Origin of the sequence: Aliidiomarina iranensis, from assembly GCF_003987135.1 — a bacterium.
GTDB classification, from domain to species: Bacteria; Pseudomonadota; Gammaproteobacteria; order Enterobacterales; family Alteromonadaceae; genus Aliidiomarina; species Aliidiomarina iranensis.
Genome location: NZ_PIPJ01000004.1, coordinates 26,915 through 49,882, shown reverse-complemented (window position 1 = coordinate 49,882; position 22,968 = coordinate 26,915). Strand labels below are relative to the sequence as shown.

General features: G+C 46.7%; 21 protein-coding genes. 10 read left to right on the top strand and 11 right to left on the bottom strand.

What is annotated here, in order from left to right; translation table 11 throughout:
* Positions 1 to 156 precede the first annotated feature (156 nt).
* From CWE08_RS06990 to CWE08_RS06975, 4 genes are all read left to right on the top strand, one after another.
* Positions 157 to 930 carry a MotA/TolQ/ExbB proton channel family protein gene (locus CWE08_RS06990; protein WP_126767066.1) on the top strand — a complete coding sequence of 258 codons (774 nt, stop codon included), beginning with the start codon at positions 157 to 159 and terminating at the stop codon, positions 928 to 930.
* Between the two features lie 21 nt (positions 931 to 951).
* Positions 952 to 2,010: a vWA domain-containing protein gene (locus tag CWE08_RS06985; RefSeq protein WP_126767065.1), complete on the top strand. Its 1,059-nt coding sequence runs from the start codon at positions 952 to 954 to the stop codon at positions 2,008 to 2,010.
* A gap of 121 nt (positions 2,011 to 2,131) precedes the next feature.
* Positions 2,132 to 3,085, top strand: coding sequence for a vWA domain-containing protein (locus CWE08_RS06980; RefSeq protein ID WP_126767064.1), 954 nt, complete (start codon positions 2,132 to 2,134; stop codon positions 3,083 to 3,085).
* A 115-nt stretch (positions 3,086 to 3,200) separates the two neighbouring features.
* The gene (locus CWE08_RS06975; protein WP_126767063.1) at positions 3,201 to 4,010 is read left to right on the top strand and encodes a CLCA_X family protein; all 810 of its coding nucleotides are present in this window, start codon (positions 3,201 to 3,203) and stop codon (positions 4,008 to 4,010) included.
* 9 nt (positions 4,011 to 4,019) lie between these two features.
* Here the strand turns inward: CWE08_RS06975 and CWE08_RS06970 are convergent, their stop codons facing one another.
* A complete protein-coding gene (locus CWE08_RS06970; protein WP_126767062.1) occupies positions 4,020 to 4,811 on the bottom strand; it encodes an acyl-CoA thioesterase in 792 nt (263 codons plus the stop codon).
* Positions 4,812 to 5,067: 256 nt separating this feature from the next.
* On the opposite strand from CWE08_RS06970, the gene CWE08_RS06965 reads away from it, so the two are divergent.
* Together CWE08_RS06965 and CWE08_RS06960 are read left to right on the top strand one after the other, a co-directional pair.
* On the top strand, positions 5,068 to 5,388 hold the full coding sequence (locus CWE08_RS06965; RefSeq protein WP_126767060.1) for a hypothetical protein: 321 nt from the start codon (positions 5,068 to 5,070) through the stop codon (positions 5,386 to 5,388).
* 98 nt (positions 5,389 to 5,486) lie between these two features.
* A complete protein-coding gene (locus tag CWE08_RS06960; protein WP_126767059.1) occupies positions 5,487 to 6,536 on the top strand; it encodes a GGDEF domain-containing protein in 1,050 nt (349 codons plus the stop codon).
* A gap of 62 nt (positions 6,537 to 6,598) precedes the next feature.
* Here CWE08_RS06960 and CWE08_RS06955 read toward each other — a convergent pair whose 3' ends face one another.
* Positions 6,599 to 8,326 carry a Na/Pi cotransporter family protein gene (locus tag CWE08_RS06955; protein WP_126767057.1) on the bottom strand — a complete coding sequence of 576 codons (1,728 nt, stop codon included), beginning with the start codon at positions 8,324 to 8,326 and terminating at the stop codon, positions 6,599 to 6,601.
* 222 nt (positions 8,327 to 8,548) lie between these two features.
* Here CWE08_RS06955 and CWE08_RS06950 point away from each other — a divergent pair, with 222 nt between their 5' ends.
* Positions 8,549 to 9,427, top strand: coding sequence for an alpha/beta hydrolase (locus CWE08_RS06950; RefSeq protein WP_126767056.1), 879 nt, complete (start codon positions 8,549 to 8,551; stop codon positions 9,425 to 9,427).
* 170 nt (positions 9,428 to 9,597) lie between these two features.
* Here the strand turns inward: CWE08_RS06950 and CWE08_RS06945 are convergent, their stop codons facing one another.
* The 3 genes from CWE08_RS06945 to msrA form a co-directional block, all read right to left on the bottom strand.
* Positions 9,598 to 10,140 (bottom strand): fasciclin domain-containing protein, encoded by a 543-nt coding sequence (locus CWE08_RS06945; RefSeq protein ID WP_126767054.1) that lies wholly within the window; start codon positions 10,138 to 10,140, stop codon positions 9,598 to 9,600.
* A gap of 147 nt (positions 10,141 to 10,287) precedes the next feature.
* Positions 10,288 to 10,962 (bottom strand): type 1 glutamine amidotransferase domain-containing protein, encoded by a 675-nt coding sequence (locus CWE08_RS06940; protein WP_126767053.1) that lies wholly within the window; start codon positions 10,960 to 10,962, stop codon positions 10,288 to 10,290.
* A 186-nt stretch (positions 10,963 to 11,148) separates the two neighbouring features.
* Entirely contained in the window at positions 11,149 to 11,817 is a 669-nt protein-coding gene (gene msrA / locus CWE08_RS06935) for a peptide-methionine (S)-S-oxide reductase MsrA (protein WP_126767051.1), read from the bottom strand.
* Positions 11,818 to 12,088: 271 nt separating this feature from the next.
* Between msrA and CWE08_RS06930 the strand changes: the two genes are divergently transcribed.
* The 3 genes from CWE08_RS06930 to CWE08_RS06920 all read left to right on the top strand — a co-directional run bounded on the left by CWE08_RS06930 (position 12,089) and on the right by CWE08_RS06920 (position 17,758).
* Positions 12,089 to 12,619, top strand: a complete 531-nt coding sequence (locus CWE08_RS06930) for a hypothetical protein (protein ID WP_126767050.1) — start codon at positions 12,089 to 12,091, stop codon at positions 12,617 to 12,619.
* Between the two features lie 71 nt (positions 12,620 to 12,690).
* Positions 12,691 to 14,067, top strand: a complete 1,377-nt coding sequence (locus CWE08_RS06925) for an efflux RND transporter periplasmic adaptor subunit (protein ID WP_126767048.1) — start codon at positions 12,691 to 12,693, stop codon at positions 14,065 to 14,067.
* Position 14,068: 1 nt separating this feature from the next.
* Positions 14,069 to 17,758, top strand: coding sequence for an efflux RND transporter permease subunit (locus CWE08_RS06920; RefSeq protein WP_126767047.1), 3,690 nt, complete (start codon positions 14,069 to 14,071; stop codon positions 17,756 to 17,758).
* A gap of 19 nt (positions 17,759 to 17,777) precedes the next feature.
* Here CWE08_RS06920 and CWE08_RS06915 read toward each other — a convergent pair whose 3' ends face one another.
* The 6 genes from CWE08_RS06915 to CWE08_RS06890 form a co-directional block, all read right to left on the bottom strand.
* On the bottom strand, positions 17,778 to 19,814 hold the full coding sequence (locus CWE08_RS06915; RefSeq protein ID WP_126767045.1) for a GGDEF domain-containing protein: 2,037 nt from the start codon (positions 19,812 to 19,814) through the stop codon (positions 17,778 to 17,780).
* 59 nt (positions 19,815 to 19,873) lie between these two features.
* A complete protein-coding gene (locus CWE08_RS06910; RefSeq protein ID WP_126767043.1) occupies positions 19,874 to 20,053 on the bottom strand; it encodes a DUF6435 family protein in 180 nt (59 codons plus the stop codon).
* A gap of 103 nt (positions 20,054 to 20,156) precedes the next feature.
* Positions 20,157 to 20,615 (bottom strand): bacterioferritin, encoded by a 459-nt coding sequence (bfr, locus tag CWE08_RS06905; RefSeq protein WP_126767041.1) that lies wholly within the window; start codon positions 20,613 to 20,615, stop codon positions 20,157 to 20,159.
* Positions 20,616 to 20,623: 8 nt separating this feature from the next.
* A complete protein-coding gene (gene bfr / locus CWE08_RS06900; RefSeq protein WP_126767040.1) occupies positions 20,624 to 21,088 on the bottom strand; it encodes a bacterioferritin in 465 nt (154 codons plus the stop codon).
* Between the two features lie 46 nt (positions 21,089 to 21,134).
* Positions 21,135 to 21,446, bottom strand: coding sequence for a bacterioferritin-associated ferredoxin (locus CWE08_RS12445; RefSeq protein WP_126767038.1), 312 nt, complete (start codon positions 21,444 to 21,446; stop codon positions 21,135 to 21,137).
* Between the two features lie 124 nt (positions 21,447 to 21,570).
* Positions 21,571 to 22,959 (bottom strand): MFS transporter, encoded by a 1,389-nt coding sequence (locus CWE08_RS06890; protein WP_126767036.1) that lies wholly within the window; start codon positions 22,957 to 22,959, stop codon positions 21,571 to 21,573.
* Between the last annotated feature and the right edge of the window lie 9 nt (positions 22,960 to 22,968).

Below are 22,968 nucleotides of genomic sequence, written 5' to 3'. Positions count from 1 at the left end.
AAACGGTGAGAAAACGATTCATTATAGGTTTAGTAATCCTAATTTTAGCGTTGGCAGGTGCCAGTGCCGCGGCTTATTTTGTTTCGCTCGATGCGCCACAAGATTTCCCTACAAACATTTAATTATTGGTTCAAACACCACCATTAGGTAAAGCATATGAAACTTCATAACCCGAATGCATCCATGAATCCAGGCGTCTTGGTGAGCTTTATTGTGGTGGCGCTATCGTTCACCCTCGTGCAGCTGTTCTATGCAGGCATGGTCAGGCCCGCAGCGGAGCAATTAGTAAGCGCAGAGGGCACTATTGCGCTTTCTACCTTGTGGGTTGTACTCAACGGCGTAGAGCAACAAATTTGTATTTCCTTAATGCTCGTATGCTTGTTCTTAATGGCTTACAAAATATGGCGTTTGGTGGATGAAGAGGCTATTTATAACCAGGATTTTCTTGCCGATCATGATAAATCTGAGCCCCTAGATGTAAACTTGGCTCTTAGCCAATTGGAAGGCTCGAAATATCGGGAGAACCCCGCTTTAGCAACCTGGATAAGCTGTATTCGCCGCTTCAAGCACACAAAAAATGTACAGCATGCTGCCGATGCCATTGAATCTTCGGTGGATAACGTTGCAGCTCAGTTGGAAAGTGGTAATAACATGGTGCGTTTTCTTATTTGGGCAATTCCAAGCTTAGGTTTCGTGGGCACTGTGCGGGGTATTGGTGCTGCATTAGCACAAGCCGATGATGCCCTTGCCGGTGATATATCGGGTATGACAGCATCGCTCGGGCTTGCTTTTAATTCAACCTTGGTGGCGCTACTGATATCCGTACTGCTGATGTACGTGATGCATCTCCTAAACAGCCGACAAGATGCGATGGTGTTAAAGATTCAAGGTTCTTGTGAGAAGAACCTGCTTTCTCACTTGCACCACTAAACCTAGCGAAGCGGGCTGATTATGCGGTTAAAGCGGCGGAATAACGATGCATTCAATATGTCATTTCTTGATGTCATGGCATGTGGTTTGGGTGCGGTTATTTTGATTTTCATTTTGGTTGATTTTTACGCAGCAACCATAGATCCCAGTGATGAAATAAACCGGCTTGATGCAGAGATAGCAGCAGCGAGTAGTGAAGAAAGTGATATTGCCCAAGCCATAGAAACGGCATTAGCGGCTATTTCTGAAGAACAAGCGCGGCAGGATAGCTCTGCGGAAGCGCAGCAAATGAGTTTGGCGCAACAACAACAGTTACTGCAACAATTATCTACCGAACTTGCGGTGATCGCTGATCTAGAACAGCAACTTGCAGCTTTAGGTGAGATTGAAACGCCCGATTCGAATATTCGTTTAAGTGGTACCGGTGAGGAAAACTATATTACTGGTATGGTGGTGGAAGGCCGACAAATTGGTATTTTGTTTGATAAATCCGCCTCTATGATGGGCGATAACTTGGTTGATGTGTTGCTCGCGCTCAGCTATTCGCCAGAAGAGCGGCGGCGAACGGCTAAGTGGCGGCGCAATGTGCGAGCCGCTAATTGGCTAATAGCTCGGTTACCCGAAACTTCGCGACTAACTGTGGTGAGTTTTTCGGAAACCGCAGAAGTGTTAGGCCCGAGTAACGTTAACCCAGTTCCAGCTACCAGTGCTTTGCGGCAAATTGCGGATGAAGTCGATACGGTAATACCCGATGGTGGTACAAATTTGCTTGTTGGCATGCAAACCCTGTTGGCTGCAAATCCGAATGTTACTGATATTTATTTAATAACCGATGGGCTACCTACCTTGGGTGAGGGTTTAGGCCTTCGCTGCCGAAACTTTATTTCCCGACAACGCTCAATTTCCTCTGCATGCCGGCAGGAATTGCTGTTAGAAACGATAAAACGGGTGCCGGGCAATTATCGAATGAATATTATTCTGCTTCCGCTAGAGGGCGACCCGTTCGCACCTTCCATGTATTGGGAATGGGCAAACGCAACACAAGGCCGATTCTTGGCTCCTTCCCAGGAGTGGCCATAATGCCGAGATTAGTGAGGCGATTACTGGGGCGATTACTGAAACGATTAGTAGCGAGCGCGCTGGCACTTGTATTCGCAGGCATATTCGCAGACAGTGCGCGGAAATCTGTGGGGGATAAATCATGCGGAAAATAAAGCGCCCACCAGTAGAAATATTTAGCTTATCTTTTTTGGATATCATTTCCTGTGCGTTTGGTGCTGTGGTTTTGCTTGTTTTGCTTGCCCGCAATGCGGATGTTCCCTCGGAAGCCTCGGCCTCGGAAGTGACAATACGGATTGAGCAATTACTTGCGGTACAGGGCCGAATAGCCGAATTAAGTGAACGCTTGCAAAACGAGCTGGCAAATTTGGATGACGCTGCGGCGGCGGCCAGTGCCGATGAAACCGAAGCAGAAGCGCTTGAGCAATCGATACCTCGGGCGCAAGAGAGTATTGCCCAGGTTCGCCAGCAGGCACAATCGTTACGCAATGAAATTCGTGCCGAGCAAGCACGAATAAATGTGGCGAATGCTGCGGATGATCCATCATCAGAAGCAGGCGGTATACCCACAGATGCAGATTATGTGATTTTTGTAATTGATAATTCCGGTTCGATGTCGGCGGATCAGGGCTGGCGCCAAGTTACCCGAGTTGTTGAAGATATCATCACTAGCCACCCGGAAATGCAAGGTTTTCAGATTATGGCGGCGGATGGCAGTTTTATGTATTCCGGCCAAGAAGGCCGCTGGTTGCCCGATACCAACACCATGCGGCAAAGAGCGATTCAAGGCTTAGGTAATTTCCGAGGTGGTGCAAGTGCACCGGAAGTAGGTATATTTCGAGCGCTTGAACTTTATCGCAATGAGCCAGGCAAGGTGAGCTTATATGTGTTTGGCGATGATTTTCGCCCCGGCTCATTAGATCAAATAGTTACAGAAATCACCCAAGCGAATATGCAGGCTGACGGTACGCCGAAGTTTCGTATTCATGGTATTGGTTTTCACCGCGAAAGTTATGGTAATGCCGCTCAGTTTGCCGCTTTTATGCAAGCGGTGGCGAAACGCAACCGTGGTGCTTTCGTTGGCCTGCCGAATTAGGTTTACTTAACGTTACTTAACGTTTCTTAACGTTGCTGAGTAAGTTCAAACGAACACACTACTGTGAATTAGATTAGGCGTTTAAGTTTTCTTGAATGAAATAGGTTACAACATCATGCAAGCGCACAAAGCTGGCGCCCATAAACCGCGCTCTTTTTATCGCAATGGCCCGGATCATCGCCGAGGTGAGAACGTGAGTTTTCGCGATATCGTGCAGCAGTTTTATTTTTATCGCATCAAGATAGGCCGCTGGGTTACTGCCGAAGAAGAGCAAGTGAGCGCTAACTTATTCTTCGATGCACTTTGTGATTTACAGCAAATTCTGGCCGTTCCTCCGGCCGTGATATCCATGAATGGTGAAGTAGCCCTAACCTTTGGTTGTGGCGGCCAACTGGGCGCTTCTGCCCATTATCAACCTTCGGGCCGGATTCTCGCCCTTACCAAGAATGCCGGTGGCGGCAGCTTGGCGCACGAGTGGTTTCACGCCTTCGATCATTATATTGCACAGAAACTGTTTCCCGCCGTGAAAAGCTCGCGAGCATTTGCCAGCAGCACTTGGCTGCAACGTGATGATTATCATCCACACGCTTTAAACCAGCTTTTGCATAAGGCGTATCGAACGCAATTTCTGAACAAAGAAGGTGATGCGGCCAATGGTTTTGTAACGCACTGCCAGAAAATTGATGCGGCGAATAAATCGTTATATTTTAGTTTGCCCGAGGAGCTTGCTGCCCGAGGCTTTGAAAAAGCAATACAAACCTTGCCGCAAAAAAATCATTTTTTAGTTTCCGGCTGTTTGCAAAGTGAAACAGCACTTGCTGGTTTGTACCCAGCAAGTGATTTGAACCGCGAATTACAAAGTGCTTGGCTCACTTATTTCAGTGCGCTCGGCAATGCTTTGGATAAGCAATCAGTGCTCGCCTAATGTGCTAAATTAGCCAAACACCGTAATGGTTTGGCGGCTAATGGCAACAAGCTTGCCATCGTTATCCCAAATGTGAGAATGGGTATGCCCGTAACCATCAGCGGCATAATCGATATAGGCCACGTATTGCCACCAATCGCTTGTGCGTTTAGTAGTGGGCAAAGGCTCTGGAAATTCAATGGTCCAGGTGAGCGAGCTTGCTGGTGCTGGCGTATCTAAATGTGGCAATACAGCCGGTGGCCATGCATCTACTAAACCTAAGAATAAGCCAATATCGATAGGGCTATCTTCCTGGGAGTAGCGCATCCAACCGCCAAACTCGCGGGATAAGTTATTGCTAAACGGCATGCCGCCTACGCTCACACGATAATCGTAGTGATTAGTAAATTCAGGGCTAAGCTTGGATTTCGGGAATGCTGGCCCTTGTTCGCGTGGGGGAACCTCGGCAGTAGGTGTATCGGTGACCCTTACAGCAGAAGGGCGTGATAAACCAAAGGTGATTAAGGCACTTAACATCACGGCATCGCCTTGCTCGATTTCAACACTTACTTGGGTAACGTTTTTACCTTCACGGAGTATTCGGCGCTTAAGCTTAGCTTCGCCAGAGGCCAAAGGGCCAACAAATGAAACGGTAAGTGCGCGCGCTTGCTGATTCGGGTTTACGCCGTTCAGCGCGTGCTGATAGGTAATACCTGCGGTAAGGCCACCAAACAATGCACGGCCTTGGTTCCAACCCTCAGGTAGGTGTAATGTTTGGTTCGCTTCGGGGCCAATGGCGGCTAATATTTCTGAAAACTGCATGTTAAGGTCCATATTAAAACGGGCGTTTGATTTTAACTAAGAGTGTAACCAGAAGGTAGGCGAAATTCTATAAGAATTGGGATTAGTTGTGAGTATCGATAATATGTTGCGCTCAATCATAGCTAACTTTCATTCTGGCGCCAGATTCAGCAGATGCAGCAAACGCGGGAGCCCCTCTTTAACGAGGGTCATTTTAACTAGCGTGAATCAGGTAGCAAAATAAAATGAATATTATTCATGTTTTTGGGTATAGAAAATGAAAAAAATTCAGGTTTTGGCACTTTTATCGGCGTTGATTGCAGTAGCGATATATGTGCTCATGCAGTTACAAGCCGCCAGCAGCGCAGCCCCAGCCGGGGGCGTTGTTTTGTTTGCAGCACTTATTGCATTGCCTTTGTTAATTGCTTCTGCGGTGTTTTCTGTTGGCTCTACGTTTGTGCTGAAAACGAGAGTGCAACGAATTGAACATGGTTTTACGAATTTGTTTTGGTATCTTGTTTTGCTCTGCAACTTAATATTGAGTGGCTTTTATCTGTATGTACTCATAAGCTTTGTGTATTCTTTTATTTTCAGGTAAACATTTAGGCTAACGCCAAAGCGTTAATCGCGTATTTTAAGTAAGGCAGAATATTACAAGCTCGCAACTTTGCACGTTAAAAACAATAAGGTTAAAACGTGAAGAATAAACTCAAAAAGCCCAGCGGCCTCAACGCTTCATTAGCGCTTACTCACGATCCGGAACAGCATCAGCGTAGCTTGTTAAACGCATTATTAATCATCATTTTTGTTTTTTCTGCTGCAATTGGCACGATAAATATTCTGAATTTTGGTGCTGTATTTACTGCGCTTTTCAATTACATCTCTATGCTCGCGGCTGCATTAATTTGGCTTTTTTACAAGCGTACGAAGAATTTATCTATCGCCTCTTGGCTGCTGTGTGGCGCGGTTCTATTTAATTTATTTGCCTTTATGTACATCGCTAAGGGTGGAGCCTATTCATTGATTTGGATTACGGTATTGCCACCAGTTACATTTTTTCTCCTGGGTAAGCGCTCTGGCTCGTGGTTAACGGGCAGTGTGTTTTGCCTGCTAGTTGCGGTGCTGGCTTGGCAAATGCCGAACTTGCCAAGCACTCGCTTTAGCATGGGCGCGCTTTTAAATATTACTGAGGTACTCTTAGCGCTATGGCTCGTGTTCCGCCATTATGAAGGTTCGCGGGAGGCTGCTTTTGCCGCGCTGGAGCGGCTCTCAGTAACAGATAAATTAACTGGGCTGCACAACCGTGCAAAACTCGATCTTACCTTAGAAAAATATATGGGCTATGTGGAACGTTTTGAGAAGCCTTTCGCTGTGCTACTTATTGATATCGACCACTTTAAGCGAGTGAACGATAAGTTTGGCCATTTGCAGGGTGATTTAGTGCTACAAAAAGTAGCAAAGATATTACACAGCAATATTCGTAAAACTGATGAGCTCGGCCGTTGGGGTGGTGAGGAGTTTCTCTTACTTTGTCCTGATACGGATTTATCCGCAGCGCTGCATTTAGCTCAGCAATTGCGCGAAAAAATTGCAAAAAACGCCTCAACCGTTGGCACACAGGTAACGGTAAGTATTGGCGTTGCCGAAATACGCCAACATATGGCAACAGCAGAGGCACTTGGGCTTGCTGACACTGCTTTGTATCGAGCCAAGGAGAACGGCCGCAACTGCGTAGTGCACGCTTAAAATACGAAAAAAAAGCGCAGAGGTGGTTGCCCAGCTCTGCGCTTTTATTGTTCTTACCGATTTTAATCTTCGATACGGCTCGCTTTTAAACGCCGGCCGGCGGCCGATTCGTTCACATTCAAGATATGATCACCAATACGCTCTAGGCGGTTTAGCATATCCATAAACAATACGCCTGAACGCGCAGGGTAGTTACCGCCCTCTAGCCGCAGATAATGGCTCGCGCGGTACATATCGCGGCTCTTATCAATGGCTTCTTCTTGCACCAATGCTTTATCGAGATCAACCTCTTCTGGTTCCTTCGATACATTTTCTTTCATGGTGTGAATCGCGCGGTTCACTGTTTCTAGCATTTCTGCCAATTCTTGCATAGCCTCATCGGGCCAATCGGAGCGGGCTTCAACCATACGTTCAGTGAGCAGCGATACTTGATAATAGATATCGGCAATGCGCTCCATATCGTTGATCATCGTTTGCATGAAACGAATACGTTCACTTTGCGAACGCTCAAGGTTAGCATGCTCACTCACGCGCACTAGATAATCGGAAATTTCAATTTCCAATACATCCGTAGCTTCTTCGTAATTCTTGATTTTATCTAACAGTAACGCCCTATCTGCCTTTGGATTTGTGGCTAGATCGTTTAGCGCTAGATGCATTTTTTCAAGAATATCGGCTAAATGTTGAGTTTCCTTGTGCGCTTGCTCAATGGAAAACCCAGGTGATGTCATTGGCCCTGCGCTGATATAACGCAAGTGGAATTCTTCTTCGCCTTTTTTATCTGGCTGAATATATTCAACGAAGCGAATAATCATCGGCACAAAGGCGAACAACAATATTACGTTCATTACGTTGAATGAAGTATGGAAAAGCGATAAAGCTAGTGTCGAATTCTCCCGAACAGTTTCATCACCACTTAAGATTGAAATTGGATTATCGGTTACGGTTTGTACCACATAATCAATGAGTGATATCACAGGGTAAATCAATATCATCATCCAAATTACACCGATGATGTTAAAGAAAAAGTGGAACCTCGCGGCCCTTTTAGCGTGTACGTTCCCCACTAACGCTGCAATGTTTGCGGTAACTGTTGTCCCGATGTTTTCACCTAAAACCATTGCCGCGGCAATCGGGAAAGATATCCAGCCCTCGAAAAGCATAACGAGTGTTATCGTTGTTGCTGCTGAAGAAGATTGTGTTAAAAGCGTTAACACTGTACCTGCAAGAACGAATAGTAGAAGTGACAAATAACCCCAATCGCTAAAACTATCCATAAAGGCAAGAATGCCTGGGTTGCTGTTAATATCTGGCACTGCGCCCTTGATAAATTCAAGGCCAATAAACAAGATACCGAAGCCTACCATCGCTTCGGCAATATTCCGTAGGCGGTTATTGCCAGAGAATAAAAACGCAAAGAAAATACCAATTACCGCTAGAGCGATGGGTGTGATCTGGAATTTAAAGCCAAATAGAGCCACCATCCACGCGGTAATGGTGGTACCGATGTTGGCACCCATAATAACGCCAGTGGATTGAACAAAGGTAAGCAGGCCTGCGTTTACGAAACTCACCGCCATAACGGTGGTAGTGGTGGAAGATTGAGTAATTGCTGTGGTACCAAAGCCGGTAACTACGCCCGTTAACCGATTACGGGTCATACCTGAAACAATCCCTTTGAGGCGACTGCCAGCAACTTTTTGTAACCCTTCACTGAAGATTTTCATACCGAAAATGAAAATACCCAATGAACCAACTAATTGTAGAAAATCAAATAATGAATAACTCATAGGTTAAGCCTTTGATGTGGCGTGCTTTTGTTGGCAACACTACCGAAATTATCACCACGAGTTTACGTGGCCTCTCAAATTCTACGGGCATTTTATAGAGCATCATCGGGAATTGAAATAATTGTGGCGTTGAAATTTTGTATTAATTCCACTTTGTCGTGCTATAGATTTTAAAAATATTGCCCTCGTACGTATACTAGACGCTCATAGAAGGAAATTCGAATGCCATCTTATTCATTACCAATTAGTTTTGTTATTTTGCTTGTGGTTGCTGTTTTATTTGTAACCGCCTGCCACCCTACAAGAGTATTAAATTCAGTAGTGCCATCGGGTTCCTACACCGTAGAACGAGATATTCCTTTCGGAGAAAACGAGCGCCAAAATATGGATCTTTACCTTCCTAATGATGGCAACTACAACCAAGATATTATGGTATTTGTTTATGGTGGGGCGTGGGATCAAGGGGCGAAAGAACAATTCGAATTTGTTGGCCAGGCTTTTGCGCGCCTCGGCTATATTACTTTGATTCCAAATTATCGCTTATACCCTGAAGTTGAATTTCCAGCCTTTGTAGATGATGTAGCAATGGCTATCGGCGAGATGCGCAATCATTTACCCGAAAGCTGTAATTTAGGTGATCGCATTATTTTATCCGGCCACTCGGCGGGGGCCCACACCGCGGCTCTATTGGCGGCAGATCCGAAATACCTTACTCAATATGATGCCCAAGATATTGAGATTTCAGCCCTTATCGCACTATCGGGCCCTTATGATTTGCCACTGGATCATGAGCGAGTGCGCAACAAATTTAGTAAAGTTGAAGGCGATGAAGCAAACCCTATTGCTTTGGCGAATGCGAAAATGCCGCCTACGCTGCTTATTCATGGTGAAGCCGATACAGTGGCTGAATCAGCGCATGCCGAAAAGTTTCAGCGTCGGTTGGAAAGCTTAAGCGTTCCGGTAACCATTAAATTGTATAATCGAACGCGTCACGCTTCGGTAGTAGCTAGCTTGGCCAGCCCGTTACGTTTTCTAACACCGGTTTACGATGATATTCAAAGTTTTTTGATTGCAGAGCAGCTAGATAAACGCTGCAAGTGATTAAATCTTAAAAAGTGGTAGCAAAGGAATAGTGAGCAAATAGTGAATTAAAGAATTCGCATAAAAAAAAGCTGTGGCCTAAGCCACAGCTTTTATATTATCCAATGCTTTATCTCACTGCTTAACCTCGTTGCTTGCTTCTAAAATTTTAGAAACAAGCCGTAGCCTACTTAGCTACCAGGAATTAGCACTGTATCGATTACATGAATCACACCGTTATCGGCTTCGATATCTGCAGTAACAACACTTGCGTCGTTAATTTTCACACCATAGCCTGTTGCATCGATATTTAATGCAGAACCTTCTACAGTATCAGCACTCATTTGCTGGCCGGCTAAATCGCCGCTCATTACTTTGCCAGAAACAACATGGTAAGTGAGCACGGCTACTAGTTGATCGCGATTTTCTGGCTCTAACAAGCTTTCCACAGTGCCCTCTGGCAACGCTGCAAAGGCTTCGTCAGTTGGAGCAAATACGGTAAATGGGCCTTCGCCATTTAATACATCAACTAAATCAGCTGCATCAAGTGCCGCAACTAAAGTTCCAAAACTACCATTGCTCGCCGCGATTTCTGCGATAGTGCCTTTTTTCTCTTCTTGGCTGTAGCCGCTGCGCTCTTTGTTGCCACCATGATGGTCTGCAATGGCTAAACCTGATACTGCAAAACTTCCCGCAAGGGCGATAGACATAGCTAGTGTTGTTAACTTAGACATAGTATTTCTCCAAAATTGTTTTCTTTCTTCACAATACAGTTCGTTCTGCATTAATGTTTATGAAAGTGCTAATTAAATAATCAGCAGTTGTGTTTCAGAGATGGTTACGGCACAAGTGTTGAATTTGGATGTTTGTTAACCAAATATTTACAGTAATGCCAAAAGAGCCTTAGCTGTATCTTCTGATGAAGCAGGGTTCTGCCCTGTTACCAAAATGCCATCGGTAACCACGTGCGGCGCCCAATCATCACCCTTCGAATACTCGCCGCCGTTTTCTTGCAGCATGTTTTCTACTAAAAAAGGTACTACATCGGTGAGTTCCACAGCGGCTTCTTCGCTGTTGCTAAAGCCGGTTACTTTCCGGCCTTTTACTAAACTTTCGCCGTTAGCGGCCTTGGTGTGGCGAAATACGGCCGGCGCATGGCACACCGCAGCAACTGGTTTATTCGAGTTTAAGGCCGCTTCAATAAGTGCAATTGAGTTTTGATCTTCAGCAAGATCCCACAATGGGCCGTGGCCACCAGGGTAGAATACGGCATCGTAATCATTGATATTTATTTCACTTAGCTTCTTGGTTGTGGCTAACTCAGTTTTTGCCGCCACATCTTTTTCGAAGCGATCGGTTGCCGCGGTTTGAAAATCAGGCGTATCACTACCCGGATCAAGTGGCGGTTGGCCACCTTGTGGTGAAGCGAGGGTAATTTCGGCACCTGCATCTTTGAACACATAATACGGAGAAGCAAATTCTTCAAGCCAAAAGCCAGTTTTGTTACCGGTATTACCGAGTTCATCATGTGAAGTTAAAATCATTAGTACTTTCATTACGTATCCTTTTCGTTGTTTATTTTTTGCTTACCTAAACGACCTTGGGGCGGCAAGGCGTTTCATCAAGGGCAACCGGCCAAGCAAGCCGATGAAATCGTGTTATTGCCCGCATTATTTGCCTAATTGTTCACCATATTGCCCACTCAGTGATTCGCCTCACTCTTTGCCTTACTATTCGCCCCACTATTCGCCCCATTGGGATAACAAATCTTCGTTCTTAAATTGCTGGAAATCTTGTTTCGCAGCATCTCCCCACCAGTATTCTACGAACTGATAACGCCCAGAGTTTCGGGTATAGAACCGATAGCGAATCGGGTTTTTTGAATAATAATCTTGGTGATAACCCTCAGCGCGATAAAATCGCCCGAGGCGGGTTACTGGGGTTACTATGGGTGATTCAAATGGGCCTTCAGCGGCAAGTTTACGCACGGAAGCTTCAGCCAAAGCTTTTTGGGTGTCGTTGTGATAAAAAATTTCAGCTCGGTATTGTTGGCCACGATCAACAAACTGACCTTCCGAATCCGTAGGGTCCATGAAGCGCCAAAAGGCTTCGAGCAAGCCTGCATATTCAATCACATTGGGGTTGTAAAACACCTGCACTGCTTCAGTGTGGCCAGTGCGGCCGCCGGCAACTTGCTCGTAGGTAGGGTTGCGTTCGCGGCCACCGGTGTAGCCGGAAATAGCCTCATACACGCCGGGTAATTTTTCAAAACCCTCTTCTACACACCAAAAGCAACCACCGGCGAAAGTAGCAATTTCGCGCTCACTCTCGCTGTTCTCTTGAGCTTGGGCTAAGGTTGCAGCGGTGCTTAAAAAACCGAATACACATAATTGAATTAAAAACTTTTGCATAATACCACCTAATTTAGTTCCTACTTTTATGGCAAGCATTGCTCGGGACAAGCCTTGTACTTCTCACAATTGGCCCGGATAGCTGTGCACTTGTTAGCTGTTGATACGTAAAAAATTGGGTTTTAGCTCCGAAAGGTAGGCTTTTATCTCATATCTTCACAAATTTTAGGGTTTTACGGAAAATTCGTACTGAGCAAAGAATTTTTGCTATATTTAGGGCCATTGTTAAGTTTCTGCCCCAAAAGCTAGTTAACTTATTGAGTTTTTATAAATGAATCGTTGGTTTGTTTTCGTATTGATAAGCACGTTGCTGGTGCTGCCGTTCGCCGGCAGCGCATCTGCTGGTGCTCATTCGAAAATGAATGTAAGTGCTGAATTAGTAGAAGCTGGAAACAAAATAATAGGTGCTGATGCCGATTCTAACCCTGCCGCCGAAAGCTCTGCGGCCGAAAAATCTGCCGCCAAAAGCTCTGAAAAACAGCCACATTGCGCATTAATGGCAAGCGCTACCGAAAAAGATACTTTGAGCAAAAATATCGCAATGAGTTGTTGTGATGCGCTTTCCTCATCTGTTTATCACAGTGAACCGCACCACAGTGAAGCTGACAGCACTAATCAGTGCGCCGCAGATGCCTGCAGCAGTGATTGCGGGCACTGCGTATCCGCAGGGCACGGTGTTTCCGCCTTAAGTAATTGCCTAATGTTCAATTGTTCGGCGTTGTTCGCGCAGGCGCCAGCACTCGTTATATCCTTCTATTCTCATCTCACGCCAGAGCCGACACCGCCCCCCATTATTTCTTAACGAAAAATTACGTGGCCGCATTTGCAAAAATATATTTCGCAAATGCCCGTTGTTTAGTTAAGGAATAGCTTATGTTGAGCAAAAAATTTAGCCATCGCAAGCCGCTATGGCTCGTGATTATTACCGTTGCCATGGCGCTTGCGATTGCAGGTGGCGTTCAGGCACAACACGCACATGAACATCAGGGCCATTCCCATAATGCCTCTTCTGGTTCTTCTGCAAGTGCACAGAACGAAGATAACCCGTTCGCCGATGAGAACACCGTTTATACCTGCTCGATGCACCCTATGTTCCGTTCCGAGAACCCTGATGATCGCTGCCCCATCTGTGGCATGGCGTTGGTGCCTGTGGCTACTGAAGATGAAAGTGATGAGAGCAACGATTCTGAGCCTTCAGTAAGTTTATCGGAACGCAGCTTAGCGCTGTTAAATGTGCAAATTCAGCCCGTAGTTTTGGATACCGCTGTGCAACGAATTCGCGTTACCGGCCAGTTAGATTTTGATGAGCGGGCACTCACTTCTATTAGCGCATGGACAAGTGGCCGAATTGAGCGTTTGTATATTAACTATACGGGTGCTTCTGTTAAGGCAGGTGAGCCGCTGGTTGAAATTTACAGCCCAGATTTATTGGTGGCCCAACGTGAGTTACTACTGGCTAGGTTGGCGCTTGCAGCAGAACGACCAGCAGATGGGCGTACTGTTGGTGATTTAGGCAATGAACGCACCTTTCAGGCAGCGCGCGAGCGCTTGCGGTTGCTGGGCTTGGATTCTGCACAAATCGAGGCGGTTCTGGAGCGGGGTGTAGCTACTGATCGGGTAATTATTAAAGCGCCTTCTTCGGGTTTAGTGCTCGCGCGCAATGTCAGCCAAGGCGATTATGTTAACACTGGCGAGGCTTTATTTCAGCTCGCTGATAGCCGGAAAATGTGGGCCGTATTGCAAGTGTTTGAGCGTGATTTAGCGAACTTTGTGATAGGCCAACAGTTGCAGCTAGAAATGACATCATCGGGCGTTCAATTAAACGGCGAAATTGTTGCGGTGGCGCCACGCATTAATGCTGATAGCCGCACTCGAGCAGTGCATTTAGCTATCGATTCACCGCAAGAGGCCTTCACCGCCGGTGCTTTCATTCACGCCATCGCTCAGGTACCGGTAAACGAGGTGTTACAAATTCCTGCTTCCGCGCCTTTAATTACTGGCGAACGCGCCATTGTGTTTGTTCGTGATAGGGATGATCACAGCCGCTTTATAGCAAGAGAAGTAACACTTGGGCGAAAACTTGGCGATTTCTATGAGGTGCGCTCAGGCTTAACAGCGGGCGAACACGTGGTTAGCCGAGGTGCATTTATGCTGGATAGTGAACTGCAGTTGCGTGGTGAAAGGAGCATGATGTCATCGGATAGAACAAATGAACCTACACCAGCGCCACACAACCACGGAGGCCACTAAAATGACATCATGGCTTCTCAACAACAAACTAGTGGTAGCGCTGTTTGTTGTAATCATCACTTTTGCTGGAGTAATGGTGGCACCCTTTAATTGGGATACGGGCACACCGCGCTCGCCCGTTGCCGTAGATGCGATACCCAATATTGGTGAGAACCAGCAAATCGTATTTACCGAATGGCCGGGGCGTTCGCCGCAAGATGTGGATGATCAAATTAGTTATCCGTTATCAGTGCAGTTGATGGGCGTGCCGGGTGTAAAAGATGTGCGCACAATCTCAATGTTTGGTTTTTCCAGCATTGCGGTAATTTTCAATGATGATGTAGAGTTTTATTGGTCGCGTTCGCGAATTCTGGAGAAGCTAAGCAGCTTACCGGCGGGCACCCTTCCGGATAATGTTCAGCCTGCGCTAGGGCCCGATGCTACAGGGTTAGGGCAAGTTTATCTGTATACCTTAGAAGGGCGAGATCCCCAGGGTAATCCAACCGGCGGCTGGGATTTAGATGAATTGCGCTCGGTGCAAGATTGGTATGTGCGCTATGGGTTGTTAGCCGCTGAAGGTATTAGTGAAGTGGCTTCGATAGGTGGTTTCGTTCGCGAATACCAAATTGATATCGATGCCGATGCGCTGCGCTATTTCAATGTGAGCATGGAGCAGGTGGTTGCGGCTGTGCGGGAATCGAATATTGATGTAGGCGCTCGAACCACTGAAATTAACCAGGTTGAGTATATTGTTCGCGGTGTTGGTTTCATTGAAAACTTGGCGGATATCGAAAACGCAGTGGTACGTTTAGCCAGTGATAACACTCCGATTCTCGTTTCTGATGTGGCCACAGTGGGTTTCGGCCCAGCGGAGCGCCGGGGTGCGCTAGATGTTGCGGGTGCAGAAGCTGTGGGCGGGATTGTAACCGTGCGCGAAGGCTTTAATCCACTTGCCGCTATTGAGAACGTGAAGCTGCGTATCGATGAACTAGCCGAAAGCTTGCCGGCACGGGCTGTGGTTGATTGGCAACAGGCGAGCGTAGCGGATATCCGTAACTTTGCTGAACAACAAGGGTTGCCGGCGCTTCGCAGCCAAACCTTGAATTTTGATGATCACGGGCAAAAAGCGTGGACGGAATGGCTGCAAACACACCCGCAAGATCGTTGGCCTGAATGGGTAACGCTGAGCAAAATTACGGTAGTGCCGTTCTATGATCGTTCAACCTTGATTATGGAAACGCTGGGTACGTTAAGCGATGCGTTAACCCAGCAATTATTGGTTACCGCGGCCGTGGTGCTTATTCTTCTTATGCACCTGCGCTCGGCCATTACCATTGCCACTATGCTGCCATTGGCGGTGTTGATAACCTTTATTGGTATGCGGCTGCTTGGTGTAGAGGCCAATATTGTAGCCTTAGCGGGCATCGCTATTGCGATTGGTACCATTGTAGATATGGGAATTATCGTTACCGATAATATTTTGCGGCTGCGAAAGGATAAGCCGGATCTAGATATTGGCGAGGTGATCACCCGCGGTACCAAAGAAGTTGGCCCGGCAGTATTAACCGCTATTGCCACCACGGTGATAAGCTTTTTGCCGGTATTTACCATGACGGGTGCCGAAGGCAAGCTTTTTACGCCATTGGCGTACACCAAAACCTTAGTGCTCTTAGCGGCGGTGATATTGGCCTTGGTAGTGGTTCCGGTCATGTTGCGGGTGTTGTTAAGTGATAGGTTCCGGAAAATAGATAGCTGGTTGCTCGCGCGCCGAAAAACATATCGTATTGCCTACGCCTTGTTAGTTCTTGTGGTGATATTCGCGTTAGCTGGGTTATGGGAACCGCTAGGCCCGGCTGCTGGTGGGATTCGCAACACCTTGTTCGTGCTAATGTTGTTCGCCTTCGTAGTTGGTGGTTTTGCTATCATCATCCATTTCTATGAACCTTTACTGCGGCTTTGTTTGCGGTTTAAAGCTGCATTTTTGGCGTTGCCGGTATTGGTTGTTATCGCCGGTTTGGCTATTTTTCCGGGCGTAGGCCGAGAATTTATGCCCTCGCTTGATGAAGGTAGTTTCTTGTTAATGCCAACAACGATGCCGCATGCCTCGATAGGCGCCGCGCTCGATGTGTTAAGCGAACAAGATAAAGCGATTGCTGCTATTCCGGAGGTTGAAAGCGTAGTGGGGAAAATTGGCCGCGCGGAAACGGCGCTCGATCCTGCGCCGGTTTCCATGATTGAAACCATTATTAACTATAAAAGTGAATTTAAAACCAATGCTAATGGCCAACGCATCAACTTTCGGGTGAATCGGCAGGGTGAGTTTGTGCGTGATAGTAATGGCGAATTAATTCAAGATTCAAGCGGTGAACCTTATCGGCAGTGGCGCGATCATATTCAAAATCCGGATGATATTTGGGATGAGATTGTGCTTGCGGCGCAAGTGCCGGGGGTTACCTCGGCGCCACGCCTACAGCCGATTGAAACTCGGCAGCTCATGTTACAAACCGGTATGCGTGCCGCCATGGGCGTGAAAGTACAAGCACCCGATCTTGAGGCGTTGGAACGCGCAGCGGTAGATATCGAACGCGTGATGCGCAGTTCTCCGGCGGTGAATGCCGCCTCGGTTAGCGCTGAGCGTGTGGTTGGCAAGCCCTATCTTGAGCTACACCTCAAGCGCGAAAACATTGCCCGTTATGGCCTTACCATTGCGGCGGTGCAAAATACCGTGGCTACTGCGATTGGTGGGGTTGAAGTAACGCGCAGTATTGAGGGGCGCGAGCGTTATCCTATTCGGGTTCGCTATCAACGGGAGTTACGAAATGATATTGAAGCCATGTACGATATTTTGGTAACTGCTGCGAATGGCGCGCAAATTCCACTGGCGGAGCTCCTGGATATTCGTTATACCCGCGGGCCGCAAATGATTCGTTCGGAAAATACATTCCTAACCGCTTACGTAACCTTCGGTTCTGCTGCGGGCACTGCTGAAGTTGAAGCGGTTGAGGCGGCTGCCGAGCATCTTCGCAATGCGCAAGCAAGCGGTGATTTACGCCTAGAATCGGGTGTGAGTTACACCTTTGCGGGTAGTTACCAGCAACAGCAAAGTGCAATGCAAACGCTGCAAGTGGTTATTCCGTTATCGTTGGTGCTTATTTTCATCCTTCTTTATCTGCAATTTAAGCAAGTGAGCACGGCTTTAATGGTGTTTAGCGGCATTGCCGTGGCCTGGGGCGGGGGTTTTATCATGCTCTACCTTTATGGCCAATCATGGTTTGCGAACTTTACTATTCCCGGTATCACACAAGGTGTTACGCTGCGCGATATCTTCCAATTTGAAGTAACTCATTTAAGTGTGGCGGTGTGGGTTGGCTTTTTAGCGCTCTTTGGTATCGCGGTTGATGATGGTGTGGTGATGGCCACATACCTGCAGCAACGCTTCTCTGAAGGCACTGCAAATACCGTTATCAGTATTCGCGAGCGCACGATTGAAGCCGGGGTACAACGTGTGCGGCCATGTTTAATGACAAGTGCCACCACTATCTTAGCACTCTTCCCTGTGCTCACCGCTACAGGCAGAGGCTCCGATTTAATGATTCCCATGGCAATTCCTACCGTGGGAGGCCTAACATTTGTGGTGCTTACTATGTTCGTAGTGCCGGTTCTATATTGCTGGCGCGAAGAAATGAAGTTGAAGTTTCGGCACCGTTCTTAAAGCGAGTAAGTTGTTTGCCTTAAGAACGGAGGCTGTTTTCTAAAATAATAGCGGCGGAACCATCTTCAGTGGTGACATGAATTTGGTTCCTGCCGTTATCTTTACTTTGATAAAGCAGTTTATCGGCCTGTTTGAGCTTCTCATCCCAGTTATCAATAATGTTGGTTTTACATGCTTCAACGGTTAAACCGCCGCCGCTTATGGTAACCGGTATAGCACCTTTGCTCGTGTGATAATGTTTGGCGCATACGCTCTGTAATATCTTGCTCGCAAAGGAAGCAAGGCCATCATGATCAACGTTTTCGATGAGCAAAAGAAATTCTTCACCGCCCCATCGAATTACCATATCGCTTTCACGGGTAATGGCAACTAAGCGTTTACTCACTTCAATTAATACTTCATCACCTACATCATGGCCGTAGGTATCGTTTACGTTTTTAAAATAATCGACATCAATCAAAAATAGGCCATGCGTGCCTTTATAGTTCCGGCGTTCATCTAAAAAGTGCTTCTGCACCACACGGCGGTTGAATAGGCTAGTAAGCGGATCACGCAATGATTGCTCGTTTAACTCGTGATTAACTCGGCTCAGTAACTGATTAATTTTTCGTGATTTTCGATATGCGTAAGTGGTTAGTAGAATAATAACTAAAAGCAATACGCCGATAGCAATGGCGTATTGCTGGTTGCGTTGTTGCCCTTGCAATTGTTGCGTTTGCAATAAGGCTTCTTGCTCGAGCAATTGAATCTGTAGCGACTTTTCATCGGCTTCGTAACGCACTTGCAATTCACTTATTACTTTATCGCGTTCAGTTTGGAACAGCGCAGTTTGCATTTCGTTCTGCTCTTTTAATACTGCAGCTTGCTCTTGATACATTCCCGCCATTTCGTAAGCATCCGCAATATGTGAGAGTAAAATTGAAACTTCACGCCTTAGGGCAAACGTTTTGAATACGTCTGCCGCCGCCAACATCTCAGCAATGCCTTGCTCGTAATTACCCTGCATCACTTTCACGTAGCCAAGATTGAACTCTGTTACCGAACGTTCACGAACGTTATTTATTCGGGTTGCCACAGCAATGCCCTGTTCAAGGTAGGTGCTTGCGGCTTCTAAGTTTCCCATCAATAACTCCGCGGCACCGGCATTATTGTAGCCGAGCATTTCAACGCGGCCGTTACCAACAATGGCAGCTTCTTCTGCAGCGCGAAGAAATTCACGCACCAACTCAGCAGAAGGGCCTTGCTCATATTGTTGTGCGTACGCGCGCACTAGATAAATATCGGGGAGGCGTTCGGTTAAACCATAACGAAGCGATTCTTCAATGGTAGCGTTCGCAGTTTCAATAGCTGCGCTGTAGTTACCCAGGTTTGCTTGTAAACGGGTAATATGAAAATTCAAAAACTGGCGGCGGCGCTGAGTGTTGGCATCGTTTGTATTAGAAATAATCGAATGTGCTTCGAGCATATATTCAAGCGCTCGAGCAAACTCTTCAAAGCGAATGAATATGCGCGCCATAAGATGCTTAGAGTGGTATTGAACTCTTGGATTGGTAATGCCACCAGTGAGTGGTTCGATGTCGGTAATTAGGCTTTGGGCATCTTCGGGCCGATCATTTTGTAGATAAGCTTCGGCAAGAAATATGTGCGCTTCGGTAATTGCGTTTGCGTTTTCAGTGGCTAATGCTCGTGCAATGATTTCCTCGCCGAGAGCTATTGCCGCAGGTAGGTTCTGCTCAGCAATTGCAAGCGTGAGCACTTGGTATCCGTTGGCCCGCACGTAAGTTTCAATGGGAGTATGGTTGGTTACTTTAGCTAAAATGTTCGCAAATGCGGTAGGATCACGAGGAACGAAACCAATACCCAGCACGCCTTCCAATTCCGCTTCTATGCTGGCATCTTGCTGGGGTTGCGAATCAGCGTTTGAATCTGCGCCTTCCGCCGTTGCCATTTCGGCTAACTCGGGCTCAAAGCTTGCTGCCGCATCAAAGGATAAGCTTGCAGCACTCGCAAGAAGGGCACAAGCAAGGAGCCAAGTACTTATATTCTTTTGCCGCACTAAATATCCCTTAGTGATGGGTTACTGATTCTGTTCTTATTATTAGAAAATAGTACTGCCTATTTCTTATCGGTGCCCTCTAGGCGTTGTATTTCCTTCCAAAGCTCATCGGCTTCGGCAGAAAGCATCGAATGACTGCGAATATCGCCGCGGCGTTGGGCCTGCATCGATTTCTCTTGCACCTGTTTCATTTTTTTACGGAGTTTATCCGCAGGGTTTGATTTAAATAATCCAAACATTTCGATGTCCTAATTTGAGTATTTGCAGTGAATACGTGCTCTACTCACTTTAGGATTGCCACAACATAAATATACCTGCTGTGCATAAAACGCCATATTAGTTCTACATCATCGCTTGCAAGTAACGCTCAAGCCCGAGGCGGTTGATTAAACCCAATTGCTGGCGCAACCAATACGCATGGTCTTCTTCGGTATCTTTTAAAATGCCTACGAGCATATCGCGAGTTACGAAATCTTTGTGTTGCTCGCAAAGCTCGATTGCGGCTTTCAGTGCCGTAGCATTTTTACGCTCCAAATCGAGATCGGCCGAGAGCATTTCCGGCACGTTATCGGCATTTGGTAATGCATGCCGGGATTCCATATCGGGTTTGCCTTCAAGATATAAAATACGCTCAATCAATAATTTCGCGTGGCCACGCTCATCATCCGCCTCGTGGGAAATACGCTCATATAATTTGTTAAATCCCCAATCGGCATATTGTTCTGAATGCGCAGTATATTGATCGATTGAAGTGAGTTCCCAAGCTAAAAGCCCATTTAATGTGTTTACTACCTGGCTCATAAAGGCTCCTATAGCTGCTGTTGCAAGTAATTTTCTAAACCAATGGTATCAATCAAGCTACATTGCGTATCCAACCAATCTTGATGCTCTTCCTGTTGCTCAAGAATTTCAGCGAGCATTTTACGGCTCACGAAATCATGTTCGCTTTCGCATACAGCGATGGCCTGGCGGATATGATTAATATCTTCAGTTTGTAATTTATCATCAAGCTTAAGCATTTCGCCCGGCTCTTCGCCGATATACAACTTACCTAGCTCTTGAAGATTTGGAAGGCCATCAAGCAGGAGAATACGCTCGATAATTTTATCGGCGTGCTTCATTTCATCGATGGAGGCTTTGTAAACTTTATTGTTTAGTTGCTCAAAACCCCAGTTTTTGTGCATGCGGGCATGCAAAAAGAACTGATTAATAGTTGTGAGCTTGCGGGTAAGAATTTTGTTCAGTGCCGCTAGAACGGTGGAATTTCCGCGCATGGCTTGCTACCTCTCGAAAACATATTTCGGAAGCTTTAAGACTAGTTTAATTTGAGGTCAGAGTAAAATAACTTTGCGTTACGTTGTGTGCTGCGTTGTGTATTGCGTTGTGCGTTGCATTTGTTGCTGCATTAGCGGTTTTTCCGGGGATGAAAATTTCCGGTTTTTGCGCGGGGGTGGCGGCAACAGAAGTATTTTCGAGAGCTTCGTTAAGAACGCCCCGAGCCATGCAGGTGCATTTACCGCACTGATTACCTAAACCAAATTGTTTGCGTAATTCGCGCACCGATACGGCGCCGTTTTCCACAGCTTTAACAATTTGCTTATCAGTAATGCCTTTGCATAAGCATACATACATAGAACGCACCCCAGCATTTTCGAACTTGGGGGGCATTTAAACACAAATGCGAATCGTTATCAATACCATTGGTTTCTTCTTTACCTACCCGCTAACTGGATATTTTGGTTATCGTGATAGCGTTTTAAACATTCGAATTCATGCCAGTTTTCGTGGTGATATGTTCTAGCCCGTGGGCATTGGGCCCGGTTTCACTGCGCCAGAGTTTAAATGCGAAGTAGAGGCCGGTTGCTGCTAGTCCGGTGTAGAACCACATACCGGGCGCATAGCCGGCGGTGTTATCTGGGCTGGCGCTATTGATATCATTGAGGAGCCCTACAATCGGGGGCACTACCATCCAACCAATTTGTTGGCAGAATGTCATGATGGCGAAGGCGGTGCCTAACCGTTTTTCTTCCACAATATAAGCTACTGAAGGCCACATTACTGCCGGTATCAGTGAGAACACGGCACCGAGTAAGAATATCACCACAAACAGCGTTAGCGGCACCATGGCACTGCCAATGAACGGAATAATTAAATTAATTTCGGGGCCTGGTGGCAAATAAGTAACGGCTAAAAATAATGGCAGCATTACTAGAGCACCTGCGGCCATGAAGAGCGATCGGCGGCCAACGCGGTCTACCCAAATGCCAAATAATGGGGTAAGAATAATGGCGGCTACGGGCAATAAACTACTGAGCAAACCGGCCGCTTCTCGGCTAATGCCGTGCGCTTGTTGGAAGTAATCAATAGCGAAGGTACGGAACGGAAATACGGTGGCATAAAATACCACGCAGAGCGCCACGATATACCAATAAGAAGCACTAAATTTGTAGAGGCTTTTGAAATCAACCTTTTCTGCCGCCGAACTCGTGCCTACTTGATAGCGGCCTTCGGCACGGCGCTCCATAATCCAATATAAAATTGCCGCCGTTACCGAAATACCCGCAACCGCGCTCGCTAGCCACAGTGGATCTTGCCAGTTGGTGTATAGTGGGCTGGCAAATGAGGTGGACCAATCGGCAGATGCCGAGCCCAAGCGTGAGATTGATAAATTTATACCAAAGGCGAAGCTGAGCTCTTTGCCTTTAAACCACTTTGAGAGCACGGTTACCGCAGCCACAATTAGTGGCTCAGCGCCAATACCTAACATAAAGCGGCCAGCCAAAATAACTTCGTATTTTGGTGTGATTACGGTGAGTACGGCCGCAAACAAGCAAATGAACGCAAATACCGTGATGGCCTTTTTAGTGCCCCAACGATCAATGGCATAGCCGCCGGCAAGTAACACGAGAAGCGCGGCTGCATTGTATACCGAAGATAAAAGGCCGATTTGTTGGTAACTCAAATCAAGATCTGAGCGCATTAAATCGAGCACTGGCCACATGGAATCATAAACGTAGTAGTTGCCAAACATGGCTAAACTAACGAAAAGTAAAATAAGCCAACGATATAAAGGAGAGGGTTCCGGCAGTGCTGATTGAGTTGGCGCACTTAAATTTGGCGTACTTAAATTTGGCGTTGAAGGCATGGGCTTCTC